At 67.9% G+C, this 15,886-nt stretch carries 17 protein-coding genes and 1 pseudogene; 5 read left to right on the forward strand and 13 right to left on the reverse strand.

Features of this window, described 5'->3' with window-relative positions; all coding sequences use genetic code 11:
• Positions 1-5 precede the first annotated feature (5 nt).
• From gspE to ACZK2V_RS12770, 13 genes and pseudogenes are all read right to left on the reverse strand, one after another.
• On the reverse strand, positions 6-1,439 hold the full coding sequence (gene gspE, locus ACZK2V_RS12710) for a type II secretion system ATPase GspE (protein WP_486322427.1): 1,434 nt from the start codon (positions 1,437-1,439) through the stop codon (positions 6-8).
• A complete protein-coding gene (gene gspD, locus ACZK2V_RS12715; RefSeq protein WP_486322428.1) occupies positions 1,436-3,817 on the reverse strand; it encodes a type II secretion system secretin GspD in 2,382 nt (793 codons plus the stop codon). Before gspD ends, gspE begins: the two co-directional genes overlap by 4 nt.
• A complete protein-coding gene (locus ACZK2V_RS12720) occupies positions 3,814-4,092 on the reverse strand; it encodes a hypothetical protein (RefSeq protein ID WP_486322429.1) in 279 nt (92 codons plus the stop codon). Before ACZK2V_RS12720 ends, gspD begins: the two co-directional genes overlap by 4 nt.
• Positions 4,055-4,339 (reverse strand): type II secretion system protein GspM, encoded by a 285-nt coding sequence (gene gspM, locus ACZK2V_RS12725; RefSeq protein WP_486322430.1) that lies wholly within the window; start codon positions 4,337-4,339, stop codon positions 4,055-4,057. The genes ACZK2V_RS12720 and gspM overlap by 38 nt, the downstream gene beginning before the upstream one ends.
• Positions 4,336-5,500 (reverse strand): annotated as a pseudogene (gspL, locus tag ACZK2V_RS12730) (type II secretion system protein GspL). The gene gspM and the pseudogene gspL overlap by 4 nt, the downstream one beginning before the upstream one ends.
• Positions 5,497-6,402, reverse strand: a complete 906-nt coding sequence (gspK, locus tag ACZK2V_RS12735; protein ID WP_154352691.1) for a type II secretion system minor pseudopilin GspK — start codon at positions 6,400-6,402, stop codon at positions 5,497-5,499. The pseudogene gspL and the gene gspK overlap by 4 nt, the downstream one beginning before the upstream one ends.
• Before the next feature lie 9 nt (positions 6,403-6,411).
• Positions 6,412-6,849, reverse strand: a complete 438-nt coding sequence (gspG, locus tag ACZK2V_RS12740; RefSeq protein ID WP_110712520.1) for a type II secretion system major pseudopilin GspG — start codon at positions 6,847-6,849, stop codon at positions 6,412-6,414.
• Between the two features lie 57 nt (positions 6,850-6,906).
• A complete protein-coding gene (locus tag ACZK2V_RS12745) occupies positions 6,907-7,467 on the reverse strand; it encodes a hypothetical protein (protein ID WP_486322431.1) in 561 nt (186 codons plus the stop codon).
• A 144-nt stretch (positions 7,468-7,611) separates the two neighbouring features.
• Positions 7,612-8,163: a hypothetical protein gene (locus tag ACZK2V_RS12750; protein ID WP_486322432.1), complete on the reverse strand. Its 552-nt coding sequence runs from the start codon at positions 8,161-8,163 to the stop codon at positions 7,612-7,614.
• Positions 8,164-8,221: 58 nt separating this feature from the next.
• Positions 8,222-9,202, reverse strand: coding sequence for a FecR family protein (locus ACZK2V_RS12755; protein ID WP_486322433.1), 981 nt, complete (start codon positions 9,200-9,202; stop codon positions 8,222-8,224).
• 69 nt (positions 9,203-9,271) lie between these two features.
• On the reverse strand, positions 9,272-9,802 hold the full coding sequence (locus ACZK2V_RS12760; protein WP_032128154.1) for an RNA polymerase sigma factor: 531 nt from the start codon (positions 9,800-9,802) through the stop codon (positions 9,272-9,274).
• A gap of 16 nt (positions 9,803-9,818) precedes the next feature.
• Complete coding sequence (locus ACZK2V_RS12765; protein WP_486322434.1) at positions 9,819-10,499, reverse strand: TonB C-terminal domain-containing protein; 681 nt, start codon at positions 10,497-10,499, stop codon at positions 9,819-9,821.
• A gap of 480 nt (positions 10,500-10,979) precedes the next feature.
• Positions 10,980-11,444: an Lrp/AsnC family transcriptional regulator gene (locus ACZK2V_RS12770; RefSeq protein WP_005413654.1), complete on the reverse strand. Its 465-nt coding sequence runs from the start codon at positions 11,442-11,444 to the stop codon at positions 10,980-10,982.
• 127 nt (positions 11,445-11,571) lie between these two features.
• On the opposite strand from ACZK2V_RS12770, the gene ACZK2V_RS12775 reads away from it, so the two are divergent.
• The 5 genes from ACZK2V_RS12775 (at position 11,572) to ACZK2V_RS12795 (ending at position 15,850) form a co-directional block, all read left to right on the forward strand.
• Entirely contained in the window at positions 11,572-12,303 is a 732-nt protein-coding gene (locus tag ACZK2V_RS12775; RefSeq protein WP_014037422.1) for an AzlC family ABC transporter permease, read from the forward strand.
• The gene (locus ACZK2V_RS12780; RefSeq protein ID WP_032128129.1) at positions 12,300-12,614 is read left to right on the forward strand and encodes an AzlD family protein; all 315 of its coding nucleotides are present in this window, start codon (positions 12,300-12,302) and stop codon (positions 12,612-12,614) included. Before ACZK2V_RS12775 ends, ACZK2V_RS12780 begins: the two co-directional genes overlap by 4 nt.
• Before the next feature lie 673 nt (positions 12,615-13,287).
• Positions 13,288-13,761 carry a hypothetical protein gene (locus tag ACZK2V_RS12785; protein ID WP_197615662.1) on the forward strand — a complete coding sequence of 158 codons (474 nt, stop codon included), beginning with the start codon at positions 13,288-13,290 and terminating at the stop codon, positions 13,759-13,761.
• Positions 13,762-13,895: 134 nt separating this feature from the next.
• Positions 13,896-14,324, forward strand: coding sequence for a PAS domain-containing protein (locus tag ACZK2V_RS12790; protein ID WP_005409905.1), 429 nt, complete (start codon positions 13,896-13,898; stop codon positions 14,322-14,324).
• Positions 14,321-15,850, forward strand: coding sequence for a diflavin oxidoreductase (locus ACZK2V_RS12795; RefSeq protein ID WP_486322435.1), 1,530 nt, complete (start codon positions 14,321-14,323; stop codon positions 15,848-15,850). Before ACZK2V_RS12790 ends, ACZK2V_RS12795 begins: the two co-directional genes overlap by 4 nt.
• The last annotated feature ends 36 nt before the right edge of the window (positions 15,851-15,886 follow it).

The raw sequence follows: 15,886 nt of genomic DNA on the forward strand, positions 1-15,886 counted from the left end.
AGGCCTCAGTCGTCGCCGGTGACGCGCAGGATCTCTTCCAGCGTGGTCACCCCGCTGTCGACCCAACGCTGGCCGTCCTGGCGCAAGGTCCGCATGCCGGCACGCCGCGCAGCCTCGCGCAGCGCAGGTTCACCCTGCCCTTCATGGATCAACGCACGCACGCGGTCGTCGACCACGAACAGCTCATGGATGCCGGTGCGTCCCCGGTAGCCGCTGTTGGCACAGGCCGCGCAGCCCACCGCTCGCCACACGGTACGGCCCTCGCCGTCCACCTCGGCACGCCTGCATTGCGTGCAGAGCCGCCGCACCAACCGCTGCGCCAGCACACCGCGCAGCGACGAGGCCAGCAGGAACGGTTCCACGCCCATGTCGGCCAGGCGGGTCACCGCCGAGATCGCGTCGTTGGTGTGCAGGGACGCCAGCACGCCATGGCCGGTCAGCGACGACTGCACCGCAATCTGTGCGGTTTCCAGGTCGCGGATCTCACCGATCATGATGGTGTCCGGGTCCTGGCGCAGAATCGCGCGCAGCGCCGTGCCGAAGCTCATGCCGATACGCGCGTTGACCTGGATCTGGCCGATGCCGGCGAAGTCGTACTCCACCGGGTCTTCCACGGTGAGGATGTTGCTGGTGCTGCTGTCGAGCTGGCCCAGCGCGGCGTACAGCGAAGTGGTCTTGCCGCTGCCGGTCGGCCCGGTGACCAGCACGATGCCATGCGGCTGCCGGATCAATCCGGTGAACGTGGCCAGTGTGTCATCGGCCATGCCCAGGCGCTGCAGCTGCAGGCGGCCGGCATCCTTTTCCAGCAGTCGCAGCACGGCGCGCTCGCCATGCCCGGTCGGCACCGTGGAGACACGGATATCCAGCGGACGCCCACCCACGCGGATCGCGATGCGCCCGTCCTGCGGCAGGCGCTTCTCGGCGATGTCCAGGTGCGCCATGATCTTGATGCGCGACACCAGCGCCGCGTGCAGTGCGCGCCGCGGCTGCACCATGTCGCGCAGGGTGCCGTCCACCCGGTAGCGCACCACCGAGTGGGTCTCGAATGGCTCGATGTGCAGGTCGCTGGCGCCATCGCGTGCGGCCTGTGCCAGCAGCGCGTTGATCATGCGGATCACCGGCGCATCGTCCTGCGCGTCCAGCAGGTCGGTGACTTCCGGCATGTCCTGCATCAGCCGGTCCAGATCGACTTCGCTTTCAGCGGCACCGACCACGGCAGCGGCATCGCCGCCGTCACGGTACTGCTCACCCAGCCGCTGCTGCCAGGTCGCGGCATCCATAGCCTGGAACGGCAGCGGACCATGCCGTCGGCGCAGTTCGGCCACGGCCCACGCCGCGGTTTCGGCGGTACCCAGCAGCACCGACTCGCCGCCAACTTCGGACAGCATCACGCCGTGGCTGCGCACCCAGGCGTACGGCAGTGGCGCGGCGGTGCTCACGGCCCGATCACCAGTTCCGGCGTGTAGCCCAGCCCGCGCAGCTGCTGCAGCGCCGGATCCAGCGTCGCCGGGTCGCGCGGCAATCGCACCCGCAGGCGTTGCCCGCTCTCACCCGGCGTCGCTTCGGCATAGGCCTGCAGGCCCAGTGCCCGCACCTGCGCCACGCCCTGGCTGGCACGCGCGGGGTCCAACCCCTGCGCGAACTGCACCAGCTGCGCATCGCCGTCACCGGACGGGTAAAGCGCCGCCAGGCTGCTGTTCTGCAGCGGCTGGCCCTGGCCATCGCGCGCATTGCCCTGGCCGAGTACGGACAGGTCCTGCGGCGGCAGTTGCGGTGCCGACAGCGCCGGCAAGGCCCAGCTCTGCACCGGTTGCGCGCCGGCCTGCGCGTTGCGCATGTAGTCGTAGCGGTCGCGGGTCAGGCGCTGGCCAGCGGCGGGGTCGCGCACCACGTGCGGCCGCAGGAACACCATCAGGTTGGTCTTGGAGCGCTTGCGCGTATCACTGCGGAACAGCGCCCCCAGCACCGGGATCTTTCCCAGCCCCGGCACCGCGTCACGACCGTGGCTGACGTTGTCCTCCAGCAGGCCACCCAGCACCATGATCTGGCCATCGTCCAGCAGCACGCTGGTATCCAGCGCTCGCTTGTTGGTGATGATGCCGGCCGTGCTGTTCGCGCTCTGCGCGTCGATGCTGCTGACTTCCTGGTAGATGTCCAGCTTCACCGTGCCGCCCTCGGAAATCTGCGGGCGGACCCGCAGCTTCAGGCCCACATCCTCGCGCACGATGGTCTGGAACGGGTTGTTGCTGCCGCCGCCACCGTCAGTCACGTAGCGACCGCTGACGAACGGCACGGTCTGGCCGACCATGATGCTGGCCGCCTCGTTGTCCAGCGTCATCAGGTTCGGCGTGGACAGGATGTTGGCACCACCCTTGCTCTGCAGTGCGTTGGCCAGCGCCTTCATGTTGAGGATCTGGCCGACACCGGGCAGATTGATGGTGCCGTCGATCACCCCGATCTTCAGACCGTCCTTGGGCAGCACGTCCAGGGTGGTGCGCGCGGCGGTGTTCAGGCCGCTGCCGCCGGTGACACCACCGAAATGGGTGCCGCCGAAGGTGCGGCCATTGCCCAGCATCCACTGCACGCCCAGTTCGGCCGCGTCGGTCTGGTTGACCTCCACGATGAGGCTTTCCACCAGCACCTGTGCACGGCGCTGGTCGAGCTGGTCGATCACCCGCCGAAGGTTGCGGTAGACCGGCTCCGGCGCCGAGATCAGCAGCGTGTTGGTGGCCACGTCGGCCTGCACCGAAATGCCGTTCTGGCTGAAGCCCGTGCTTCCGGCGTCGATCGGGTCGCGGCGGTTCGGGTCCAGCCGCTGCGATTCCAGCGCATTGCCACCGGTCTTGGCCTGCTGTGGCTGCGACGGCTGCGCGGGTGTGGAACGGTTTGCATCGCCGGGCAGTGGCGTGATGCCTTCGTTGCTGCCCATTGCCGGTGCATCGCTCTGCCCGGCCACCACGCCGCGCAGCACACCGGCGAGCTGGTTGGCCTGGGCATTGCGCAGGTAGACCACATGCAGGTTGCCGGACTCGTCCTGGGCGCGGTCCAGCTTCTCCACCAGCTGCCGCGCCAGACGGGTGCGGCCTGGGCTGCTGGAGCGCAGCAGCACGCTGTTGCTGCGGGGGTCGGCCATCACCACCACCTTCTGGCTGGGCTCGGCGCCCTGCGCATCCAGCAACGGCGCGACCATCGCCGCTACGTCAACGGCAATGCCCTGTTGCAGCTTCACCACATCGGTGTCCATACCGGCCGGTGTATCGACGCTGGCGATCACCCGCGCGATGCGCTCCAGGTTGTCGGCATAGTCAGTGATCACCAGGGTGTTGTTGCCCGGGTTGGCGGTGATCGGATTGTCCGGGCTGATCATCGGCCGCAGCACCGCCACCAGCGCAGCCGCGTTCTCGTAGCGCAGCGCGAAGGTACGCGTGGCGACCTCGCCCCCTGCACCACCGGTGCCGACGCGCCCTCCCAACAGCTTGGCCTCGACCTGCGGCACCACCCGGCTGACGCCGCCGTTCTCGACCACCGCGAAGCCACGCATGCGCAGCGCGCCCAGCAGCAACTGGTAGGCCTGGGTACGGCTGACCGGGCCATCGGAAACCACCGTCATCTTGCCGGTCACCCGCGGGTCGACCAGGAACTGGCGGCCGGTGAACCGTGCCGCCATGCGCAGCACGCCGCCGATATCGGTATCCACCAGGTTCAGCTGCACCGGTTCATCGGGGGCGTCCTGCGCCTGTGCCGGTGCAACAACCTGAGCGCCACCCACGATCAGGGCCAGTACAGTGCTGCAGGCAAGGCTGCGCATCGCCCTCATGAATGGCCACCCGCAGTGAGTGCCATCACGATGTTTCCGGATATCCGTGCCGCCGGCATGTTCGCATCCCCTGTGCGTGTCAGTTGCAGCTGCTGCAGTTCGATGGCCGGATCGGCCAGCACGGGCAGCAGCCAGTTCCACAGTGCGTCAGCAGGTACGGCCTGCACCTGCAGGTGCCAACGCCCGTCGCGTGCTTCGACATGCAGTCCATCGGCGAGGCCGGCGGACTTGATTCCATTACGCAGCGCGGCCAGCGTCGGGCGCTGCCCCTGCACCTGCTGCTGGCGTTCGCGTGCACGCAGCAGCGGCGCCAGTGCGCGCCTGCGCCTGCAGCCGCGGCAGCTCAGCCTGCCAGTGCGCACGCTGTTTCAGCAGCGGCTCCAGCCAGAATGACCACAGCCCCGCTGCCAGCAGCGCCAGCACCATCACCCCCAGCATCCAGCGGTCGCGCGGCGGCAGGTGCTGCCAGCGCTGCTGCAGACCGGCCAGACCCTCGCCCAGGCGCACGGCTCTGGCGGTCACTGTCCGCCCCCGCTCACGCGCAGGCGTCCACCGGCCTCGCGCGCCAGCTGCAGGCCCTGCGCCTGCGCCGCCTGCTGCCACCGCTCCAGCCGCTGTGCGTCATCGGCTGCTGCCTGCATATCGGCGTCCAGCTCCAGTTCCAGCTGGCCGGGTTGATAGCGCAGGCCGCGCACCTGGCCGCCCAACTCCGGAATCGCCTGCAGCGTCGTTGCGACCTGCCGCTGCACCGGTGGCAACGGCGGCGCCGGCAAAGGCACGGCCAGCGCGCGCCGGCGCCTGCAGCACCGGGTCCACCACATCGGTGATCTCCGGAAAGTGCGAGCTGAACTGCCGCGCCATGTCCTGCTGCAACGCCTCGCCCTCGCTGCGCCAGCGCGAGACCTGCAGCTGCAGCCCAAGCGCAGCCAGCAACACCGCCGCCAATGCGAGGCCGATCGCCACGCGTGGTGCCTGCCTGCTGCGACCCGGCAGTGGCAACGACCACGCTGGCACGGGTCCGCTGGCCTGCCGTTCATGCGCGACCACGGTGGCCGGCAGGTTCTCCGGCCACGCCGACGGCACGCTGTCGATCCATTGCACGGCCTGCACGCCGGCCTGCTGCAGGCGCACGGCCAGGGCTTGCATCACGGCACACGCGTCACGTCCGCCATACCATTGGACGAACCCACGATCGCGCCCGCTGCGCACCAGCAGGTGCTCGCCGCTGACCTGCAGCGTGGCCTGTCCGTCCTGCCACGGCAGCAGCAGCGGCGTCGGATACAGCGCCTGCAGCTGCAGTGCGCACGAGGCCAGCAGCTGCTGCGCCTGCAGGACCGCCTGCTGGCCGAGCCAGGCCACCGGAACGGTACCGTCAGCCGCCTGTGCACCGTGCGCCAGCGCCACCTCCTGCAGGTCATCCAGCAGCATCGCCTCTACTTCGCCCTGCAATGCGGCCTGCAGCCTGCGGCCCGACAGCGGCGGCAGCTGCAGTTCCAGCAGGATCAGGTCCTGCGGATCGAGACAGGCCAGCACCTCGGCCTGCGGATGACGTTGCCCGAGCACGGCCAAGCCCTCGCGGCCATGGGCCAGCACCCCACCCTTGTGCATCTGCGCCCACTCGACCGTACTGTCGGCGCGCAGGTGTTCCAGCGCCGGCAGGCGCACCCTCAGCTGCACGCTCATGCTCCAATCCTCGTCCACACACGCTGCACGCGCACACTGTCATCGCGGTACTCGCGCCAGATCAGGGCCCGGAAGTCGACCGCATTGCCATCGGCCTGTACCTGGCCGACGGCAAGGAACCACTCGCTATGAATGCCAAGCGGCACCACGGCCATCTGCGCGCTGCTCAGTTGCAGTCGATTGGCGATATCACCGCGGTTGAGCAGCCAATGGCCACCGTCGCGCTCACCGAGCAGCGCCTGCAGGCGCCCCGGCTCCACGCCGGGAGTGACCGCCTGCAACACGCTGATGTCACTGGTGTTGGCATTGACCAGGGTCTGGGCCGGCAGCACCACGGTGCGCCGTGCCAGTGCCTGCACCGCCACTGGGTCGGCGCCCGCCAAGGCCTGCTCGATCAGCGATTCACGCGGCAACGGCGCCTGCGCCTGCAGGTCGCCATCACGCAGCCTCGCCTGGATGTGATCGGCAGCAGATGCACAGGCACCCTGCCCCAGGCCCTGCCCGGCACACAGCGCGATGAACGCGCGCCGTGCCTCCGGGTCCGGCTTGCCATAGGCCAGCAGGTTGCGCAGGTTGAACATGGACTGTGCATCGACCAGCTGCAACTGCACCGGCAGCGGCGCCTGCAGCGTCAGTGGACGCGCCCAACGGCCGCTGCGCACCGTGGTCAACTGCTCCTTTACATCGTCACGCAGCTGCTGCGCCGCGCGCTCCAGGGTGGCATCGACCGCCATGCGCACCTGCGCACGCAGCTGGTCGCCACGCAGCGCACGCAGCTGTGCCGACTGCCGGGTCAGCAGTGCAGTGGCAATCACCGCCACCAATGCCACCACCAGCAGGGCGACGATCACCGCCATGCCGCGCTGGCGGGTGCACGGGACCGAACGCGTCCGGGCTGTCATCTGCACGCCTCACAGCTGCCAGGAGCCGATGTCCGCGTTCCCGGCGTCGCCACCGGGCTTGCTGTCCGCACCCAGCGAGAACACATCGATGTCGCCATGGGTTCCGGGAATCTGGTACTGGTACGGATGGCCCCATGGGTCATTCGGCAGGCGATCCAGATACGGTGTCACCGGCATCGCACCGCCGCCCTGCGGCGGCTTCACCAGCGCCTGCAGGCCCTGTTCGGCGCTGGGATAGCGCCCGTTGTCCAGCTTGAACAGCTTCAATGCCTGCATCAGCGCCGCGATGTCCTGGCGCGCCGCCACCACGCGCGCCTGGTCGGGACGGTCCATCAACCGCGGCACGATCAACGCGGCAAGAATGCCGATGATCACCACCACCACCATGATCTCGATCAGGCTGAAGCCCTGCTGCCGAGCCCTGCGACCACCCACCTGCCTTGCCATTGTTCCGCCCTCGTCATCCTGGAAGAGACCGCTGTGCCATGGTCAGCGGTGCATGTGTCAGTACGATAAACATCCGCCTGCTATTCGCTGCGCGTGTGCCTGTGCAGGCGCAGCACGTGCCGCAGGTACACATGCAGACTCGAACAAGTGCTGTGGCACGCTGGCCAGCGCATCGTCGATGCAGCCGCGCAGCAACGGGTGCGCGCAGGCCTGCAGCAGGCGTACGCACTGCATCGGCGACCACGCGGTGCCATGGTCGAGGCCGATGAACATCCGGTAGGCTTGGTGGTAGCGCAGGTCGTCGTACACGCGCTGCACACTGTTGAGATCACGCACGACCACCAGCAACGCCGCACGTTGCAGCTGCCGCACATCGCCCGCGTCAAGCGGCAGCGCATTCATGGCCGCTTCGGGCCAGGGCCGCAGCTGCAGATCGAGGGCGCGCCGCAGCGCGGCCAGCGGATGCGCGCTGCTGTCCAGTGCCGCCCAGCGCGCCGCATCGGCCCAGGCATCACTGGACAGCACCCAGACCCACGAGTGCCCATAGCGCTGCACGTTCACAGGCGTGTGCCGAGCCTGCTCCAGCGACTGGCTCAGGTGGCGATCCAGTTCCAGCATGCTGATCCTGCGACTATCTGCCATCGGCGCCGCCCGTGCTCCACGACGCGTGGTGCGTCGTACTCTGGAGAAGACGTCAGCAAGGCAGGTGAAGCGACAACGCGAATGCGTCTCTGTGCGCTGCGTGGCGCTTCATCAGCAACGTCATCGCAGCGTCATCTGCCTGCAGGCTTCGCGCTCCAGTCGCGGCGCTTCGCCCCCGCAACGGCGCGCCAGTATCGCCACATCGCTGCGTGCGGCGAACGTTGTCAGCGCATTGGACATATCCACGTCATCGCACCATGACGCCATCGCAACACGCAGCGCCGGCAGCTGCCAGTCATCCATCACGCCATGGGTGCCGGCCACGAACCAGTGCCAAAGACGATGGTGCTGCACCTGTTCGTGCAGTTGCACGAGATCGTCGATGCCGTGCATGCCCATCAGCAGCAGCACGCGCGCCATCGCCGCAGGCGGCAGCGTGCCGGCCTCAGCGAGGGGCAGCACCTGCTGCTGCAGCCGCAACAGCATCGCCAACGGATGCGACTGCGGATCGAACTCCAGCAGAACGGCCTGTTGCTGCCATTGCGCATCGGATACCACGCACACCCACGGCGATCCATAGCGATGCACCATCAAGGGCCGTCGCTGCGTGGTTTCCAGCAACGCCGACAGATTGCGGCGCAGATCCAGCACACCGATGGTCTCGTTGCGCATCCTTGGCGTCTCCTTGCTTGCAACAGCCCTGCGCGGCGCACACGGCCAGCGTCTTCACCTAACCAAGGACGGCAATGCCACCCGGAAAGCGACGCAGATCCAGCGACATCGTCAGTCGCAGCTGCTCCAGCGCCGCGTCCGGATCATCGATGCGGAAGCGACCGCTGACCGGGGCCCGCGCCAACGCCGATTCGCCCAGCAGCACCTTGCCGCGGCGGTAGCGGTTGATTTCATCCACCACCTCGCGCAATGGAGCGCGACGGAACACCAGCATACCCTCGGTCCAGGCGCTCACTTCCGAGGCCAGGGCTTCGGCCACCACGCCACTGAGGCGCTCGTCGTATTGGGTCTGCTGGCCCGCCTGCAGCTGCAGGCGGCCCTGCGGGTGCTCGATGCGGGCGCTGCCCTGCAGGCAGGTCACCCGTACCTGGCCGTGGGTGTTGCGGACGTCCAGGCGCACCGCACCTTCATCGGCGATCACGCAGCCCGGCCCCGCGAACAGGGCGAGGCGCAGGCCTGCCTGGGTTTCGATCGCGGCCTGGCCCTGCACCAGCTCGAAGCCTTCGCCCTGCGTTTCCGAACGACGGCGCAGGCTGCTCTGTGTATCCAGTTCGATCTTCAGCTGCGGCAAGGGCGCGATCTGCAGCCGTTCACCGGTGCCGGTGTGGAAATCGGCCGCCATCGCCGTCACCGAGGGCCACAGCCCCAACGGCGGGCGGATCGCCGCCACCACCACCAGACTGGCCGGTGCGGCAATCGCGGCGCCCAGGAAGGCGCGCCGGCTCCAGCGCTGGGACGGCGTCGGCGCGACCGGCTGGCGCGCAGCGGCGGGCAGCTGTTCGCCGGCCAGGCGTACCCGCTCCCATTGCCGGCGCGCACGGCCGAATGCTTCGCGATGACGCGGGTCAGCCTCGCACCACTCGCGGAACCTGCGCCCATCGGCGGCGGTCGCCTCGCCCGAAGTCAGCCGCACCACCCACGCGTGGGCCTGACGCTCGACGGCATCCAGCGGGCGTTGCGGGCGATCGTCAGGATCCATGGGGGCTCATGCCGGACCCGCACGCTGCGGGGTTCTGCTCGGCGTCAAAGTGTAGACGGATGCCGTCGCTCAGAACCGCACCTGACGCCCCTGTCCACTGCGCTCGGCCAGGTAGTCCTGGGCCGCTTTCAGCTCGCGCTGCACAAGCCGCAGCGACACGCCCAGCTGGTCGGCGACGTCGCGCTGCTGCAGGCCATCGACGCGGATCGCCAGCAGGATGCGGCGTCGGCGCTCGGGCATGCGCTGCAGCAGGCCGACCATGTCTTCCAGCGCGAAATCCAGTTCGGCCGCCTGCGCCGGGCCCGGTGCCGGGTCGGCCATCTCCATCAGCGTATCCACCTCTTCCAGGCTCAGCAGGCGGTGGTCGGCACGTTGGCGGTCGATCACGGTGTTCATCGCCATGCGCAGCAGGTAGGCCGCGGGATTCTGCACGGCATCCAGACGGTCACGGCGCGCACTCAGGCGCATCCAGGTGTCCTGCAGCGCGTCGCCGGCCAGCTCTTCCGAGCCCAGCTTGCGCACCAAGCGGCGCTTCAGCTCGTCGTAGGCCCCCAGAAGGTGGTCCATCAGGTCAACTGCCCCAGCCGTACCGTTGCTCATGTTCGAATCCTTGAAGTCATGGAAGGGGCGCGCGCCGGCCACAGTCGTGGTCGGTGCCGGAAGGACGGATCTGCAGCGTCACCGGCTGCGGCAGCGCAGCGGCATCGGGCGCCAGCACCAGGCCCTGCAGCGCCTGCAACAGGCGCGCATCGCGGCGGGCACTGCCACTGCCCGACAGCAGCTCGGGCTGCTGCACCTGACCTTCGCCGTCGACGCGGAAGCGCAGCGTTGCGGCATAGCGGCCGGGCGCGATCTCGGGGTCGTCACAGAACGCCGCACGCAGCCGCTGCTGCAGGCCGCCGTAGCGACGCCGACGTTCAACATCCGGGAGCTCGGCGCCAATACCGGGTTCGGCTGCCGCGGGCGTGCCCCGGCGCAGCACCACGCGCTGCTCGCCGATCACCTCGGCCTCGATGCCGGTGTCCTGCAGCAGCATCTGCAACGCAGGCAGCGGCATCAGGCTGGCGCGCAGCGCATGGCTGCTGCGGCCCGCGGCGAGGTCGCCCGGGTACATCACCGACCACCCGCTGATGACACTGAAGCGCTCGACCGCCTGTTCCAGCGGCTGCGCAGGGATATCGTAGGCATGAACACCGTCCTGCGCGGCAGCGGCAGAGGACAGCAGCAGCCATGCGGCGATGGCCACCTTCCAAGTTCTGACCGCATGGTGTCCATTCAGCCCCCTGACGTAGAACACATGACCCTCGGCAGCGACAGCAGCTGCAGTGGACGCGCGCCACGACCGGAATCCCGGCCCGCGCACGACCAGCAAGCGGGCTCAAACCGTACCGGGGGCACATGTCATTGCGATGACCGTCGCCCACAGCCGGCGGCGAGCCAGGCTCCGTGAAGCCAGTCAACGCATCAGGCATCAATGAATCGAGCAGACATGTTCATCTGCTCCCGGGGTCAGAGCCCGTTGCACAGCAACGGGATCCGACCCCAACAGGTCGCGGGGAACTGTCAGGCGCGGGGCGGTGTGGGCAGGCAGGATCGTTGGCGCCATGGATGGCGCCATCGAGCCCCCATGGACGGGTCTACGGCGTGTCCTGCCTGGCCACACCGCCCCGCCGCCCTTGGACCATCGCCGTTGCGGTTGCTGTTGCTTCTGAGGTTGCCGGCCAGCGGCCGGCACTACCGCGGGTGCCGGGTGCAACCCGGCCGGAACCACCCATCCTCAAAGCGGCAGCTGGGTGGTCTGCTTGATCCGCTGCATCGGGATCTCGGTCTTGGTGTTCTGCACCCCGGCAATCCGGTTCAAGTGCTGCATCTGGAACTGCCGGTAGGCATCAAGGTCCGCCACCGCCACCCGCAGCAGGAAGTCACAGTCACCCGCCATCAGATGGCATTCAAGCACTTCCGGGAACGACTTGATGCTGTTGATGAAGTGGTTGGTGGTGTCCTCGTCCTGCCCGCGCAGCCAGACCCGCACGAACACCGTGAAGCCACGACCCACCTTCGCCTCATTCAGCAGGGCAACGTAGCGGTCGATGTAGCCGCCCTCCTCCAGCAACCGCACCCGCCGCAGGCAGGCTGAGGGCGAAAGGCCCACCAGCCGGGCCAGCTCCAGGTTCTGCAGGCGACCATCACGCTGCAGGGCATCGAGGATGCGGCGATCGAGGTTGTCGAGCTGATACTGCATGGGATTTCACCGTTGGCGACCTTGGCCGCATGGAATCTCAATATTCCCGAACTGAATGGCATCAACGCAACCCGATTTCGCGATCGGACCGATAGCATGGGCCACCCCCACCATGTTGTGCCGTTCCATGGACGCCCGTACCACCCTCCCCCTGCCCGACACCTGCGATACCGCCCCGCGTGCCGAATTCCTGCGCGGCCTGCGCGCCGCCGTGCCAGTGATGATCGGCTTCATTCCCTTCGCCCTGGTGCTCGGCGCCCAGGCCGCCCAGAAAGGCCTCAGCGCCCTGGAAGTGCCGCTGATGACCGGCCTCAACTTCGCCGGCGGCTCGGAGTTCGCCGCCGTCGAACTGTGGACCTCGCCGCCGCACATCGCGCTGATCGTCGCGATCACCGCGCTGGTCAACAGCCGCCACCTGCTGATGGGCGCCAGCCTGGCCCCGCTGCTGCAGCACCTGCCGCGCCGCCGCGTGCTGCCGGCGCTGTTCTTCATGTGCGACGAGAGCTGGGCGATGGGCGTGGCCGATGCACGGCGCCGTGCGCTCGGCTTCAGCCTGGCCTATTACCTGGGCGTGTCGGCAGGCCTGTACACGGTCTGGGTGGCCTGCACCGCGCTGGGCGCGATCGTTGGGCCGATGCTGGGCGACATCCACGCCTACGGCTTCGACATGGCCTTCCCGGCCGTGTTCCTGGTGCTGCTGCGCGGCATGTGGCAGGGTATGAAAGCAGCGCGTCCGTGGCTGGTCAGCCTGGTGGTGGCCGCGGCCACCTACCTGCTGGTTCCCGGCGCCTGGTACGTGGCCAGCGGCGCGCTGGCCGGCCTGGCCGCAGCCTGGCTGCTGGCGGAGGACGCGGCATGATCTTCAACGGACTGATCCACTGGACCTCGGTGCTGACCATCGTGCTGATGGCCGCTGCCACCTACCTGACCCGCATCATCGGCTTCCTCGCACTGCGCAACCGCACACTGAGCAAGCGCGCAGTGACGGTGATGGAAGCCGCACCCGGCTGCGTGCTGATCTCGGTGATCGCGCCCGACTTCGTCGCCGACAAGCCCGCCGACCTCGCCGCGCTGGCGATCACCCTGCTGGCTGCCACACGGCTGTCGATGCTGCCGACGGTGCTGATCGGCGTGGTCTCGGCGGGTGTACTGCGCTATCTGATGGGCTGACGCACGCGCGAGGTACCCACGTGTGTGTGACTGGAGGCGCGACGGTCGCTATCAGCTCGACCTGCACATTTGCGTGCCGCCTCAAACGTGGCCCGGAGCCACCTACTGGAGGTGCTTGAAACAATTCCGATTGCCTGATCGAGCCTGGGCCGGTACGGATCGACTGCCGAATCAGCGGGTTGAGCTGATCGGTCGATCGACGTCCAACGTGGAGAGTACCAATGAGCAATCTGCGAGTTGTCGTGGCAGCAATCGGTATCCCCCTCACATCTACTCGCGGGCTGCCCCTCTGATGCAGCGCCGTCAGTCCAGGCGTACCCGACCGGGCCCCGCGCTTGGGCTCTATGCTGTGCTGGCGGCAATCCTTCTGGCCACAAGTGCGTGCCAATCCATCCAGCTGCCTCCCCGGAACCTGGTCAGTACCGATGGAGGGTATGCCACCCTGCTGCGAGGCCCTTCCTCACATCTGAAGATCAGCACAGTGTCGATGCTTCCCGGCCCGGAAAGCTCGGAGTTCCCCAATCGGTCCATCGAGTGCGGGTGGTCATCCGTCGCAACTCGAGTTCTCTGGGCAGATCGAGCGCTTTCGGCCATGCAGGCGTCACGGCTCTGCGAGGCCGCCGCACGATCCGCTGGACTGCCGCTCCAGGCCAATGGGCAGGAACGGACGCCTATGCGCTATCAGTTGACGATCGTAAGTGACGGAGGCGGCATCTGGCGACAGCTGCCGGGACCAGAGCCGCCGGGTCAGATGGTCAGCTTCTGGTTTCCCTCCGGCCCCGACACCGACTCGCTGCGCAGGCGCGTGATCGCCACCACCGCCCATGAGTTCCAGCATATCGCCACCGCATTGGCAGGACAGCCTCGGCGCGGCGGGCAGCGCGAACCAGACGCCTATCTGGCAGGCGCATGTGCCCAGCTGATGATCGAAGGCGCCGTTGCACGTGCGGATCTGCCTGGCGGACACGATCCGCGAGCTGATCCGTTTCTGCCATCGGCAGCCAGGCGCTCCGCGCATGCAGGCAGTACGACCGGGGGAGCGCTGCTGCGGTTCTTCGGTGACGCGGACACCTTGCACATCAATGAGGGAGGCCGCCACCTGATGCGGCATTGCCACGAGACGATCGGCTTTCCCCTGCAGCAGTGAACGCGCCCTGCGACACCCGGTCGCAGCCGATCCCGCCACCCACTTGATCAATGTCAATCCGCCCGCCGCTGCGCGGGCGTATCTCTATGCAGGAACCCAATACGCCGGCGTTACCGGCATCCAAAGGACCTGCGATGAGCTACACCCCCGACAACGCCCAGCTGCTGAACGCCATGCAGAACGTCATGGTGATCTCCACCACCGACCTGCAGGGCAACATCACCTACGCCAACGACCTGTTCTGCACGCTCACCGGTTTCGCCCGCGAGGAGCTGATCGGCCAGCCGCACAGCATCGTGCGCCATCCGGACGTGCCCAAGGCGGTCTACAAGGACATGTGGGACACCATCAAGGCCGGCAAGACCTGGACCGGCATCGTGCCCAACCTCGGCAAGGGCGGCGTGCTCTACGTGGTCGACACCACCGTGCAGCCGCTGTTCGACGCCGACGGCAACATCACCTCGTACATCAGCATCCGCCGCGTGGTGAACGACCTGATGCAGAACTACGACCTGGTCGAGTTCAGCAAGGAAAAGTTCGACGACTTCTACGAGGCCGCGTGAACGCCCTCCCGACCAGTACGCCCTTCAGCCGCCTGCTGGTGGGTTTCGCGTCCGAGTCGGGCAATGCCCGCGCCCTGGCCCAGCGCCTGGGCGCGGACCTGCAGCCGCACGGGCCGCAGGTGCTTCCGTTCAACGACATCGACGTGGCCAGCCTCGGCCACGGCGATGTGCTGCTGGCGATCTCCAGCTCGTTCGGCGATGGCGAACCGCCGGCCAACGGCGAACAGTTCTTTGAAACCCTGCGCCAGACTTCGACGCTGAGCGGCCTTCGCTATGCGGTGTTCGGCCTCGGCGACACCGGCTACCCCAGCTTCTGCGGCTTCACCAAGGCGCTGGATGCCGCGCTGAGCGAGCGCCAGGCGCAGCCACTGCTGCATCGCGTCGATGCCGATCTGGGCTACGAGCAGTTCTTCCAGCAATGGCAGCCGGTGCTGGGCCAGGTCCTGGACGGCGACGTGAACGCTGGCCAGGACCTGCACCTGCAGGTCACCGCCTATGGCGAAGACAATGCCTTTGCCGCCCACATTCTCGAACGCCGCCGCTTGAACAGCAGCGACCCGGCCGCCTGGCACCTGCAGCTGGACATTGCCGGCAGTGGCATGGCCTACCGCGCGGGCGACACCCTGCACGTGGTACCCGAGAACGACCCTGCCCTGCTGCAGGCATTGGCCACCTGGTACGGCGACACCGCCGCCGTGGCCGCCCTGCATGACCGCGAGCTGCGCCTGCTGAGCAAGGGCGTGCTGCGCGAACTGGCCAAGCTCGGCGGCAGCGAGGTGCTGAAGGGCCTGTTGAAGGTCAGCCAGAAGCGCGAGCTCGAAGCCTACCTGCACGGGCTGGACGTGCTGGACGTGCTGCAGGACCACGCCACGCCGGACAGCGTGCCGCTGGCCCGGCTGCGCGAACTACTGTCACCGCGACTGCCGCGCGCCTATTCGATCGCCTCGCACCCCTGCAACGACCAACTCAGCCTGTGCGTGCGCGAAGTACGCTACACCCTGCGCGGTCGCGAGCGCTTCGGCACTGCCACCGGCAGCCTGCTGCACGGCGGCGACCATGCCCGTGTGTACTGCCGCTCCAATCCCGGCTTCCATCTGCCAGATACCGGCGAAGCTCCCCTTCTGCTGGTCGGCACCGGCACCGGCATCGCGCCGCTGATGGGCCTGATGCAGGAGCTGCAGGCCACCGCCTGCCAACGCGAAGTGCACCTGGTGTTCGGCGAGAAGCACAGCCAGCACGACTACCTGTATCGCGACCAGCTGCAGGACTGGCACACGCGTGGTGTGCTGGCCGGCCTGCATACCGCGTTCTCGCGCGATGGCGCCGAAAAGGTCTATGTGCAGCATGTGCTGCAGCAGCGCGGCGATGAAGTGCGCGATGTGCTGGCCCGCGGCGGGCATCTTTACCTGTGCGGCAACAAGAGCCACCTGGAAGGCGCGGTGCGCGAGGCCATCGATGCCATCAGTGGCGAAGGGCACTGGGACGCGCTGCGGGGCGAAGGCCGCACGCACTGCGAGTTGTATTGATCCATTCCACTGGATTGCGCGAACGCTGGAATGGTA

This window comes from Stenotrophomonas sp. 93052_Sma, from assembly GCF_056481145.1.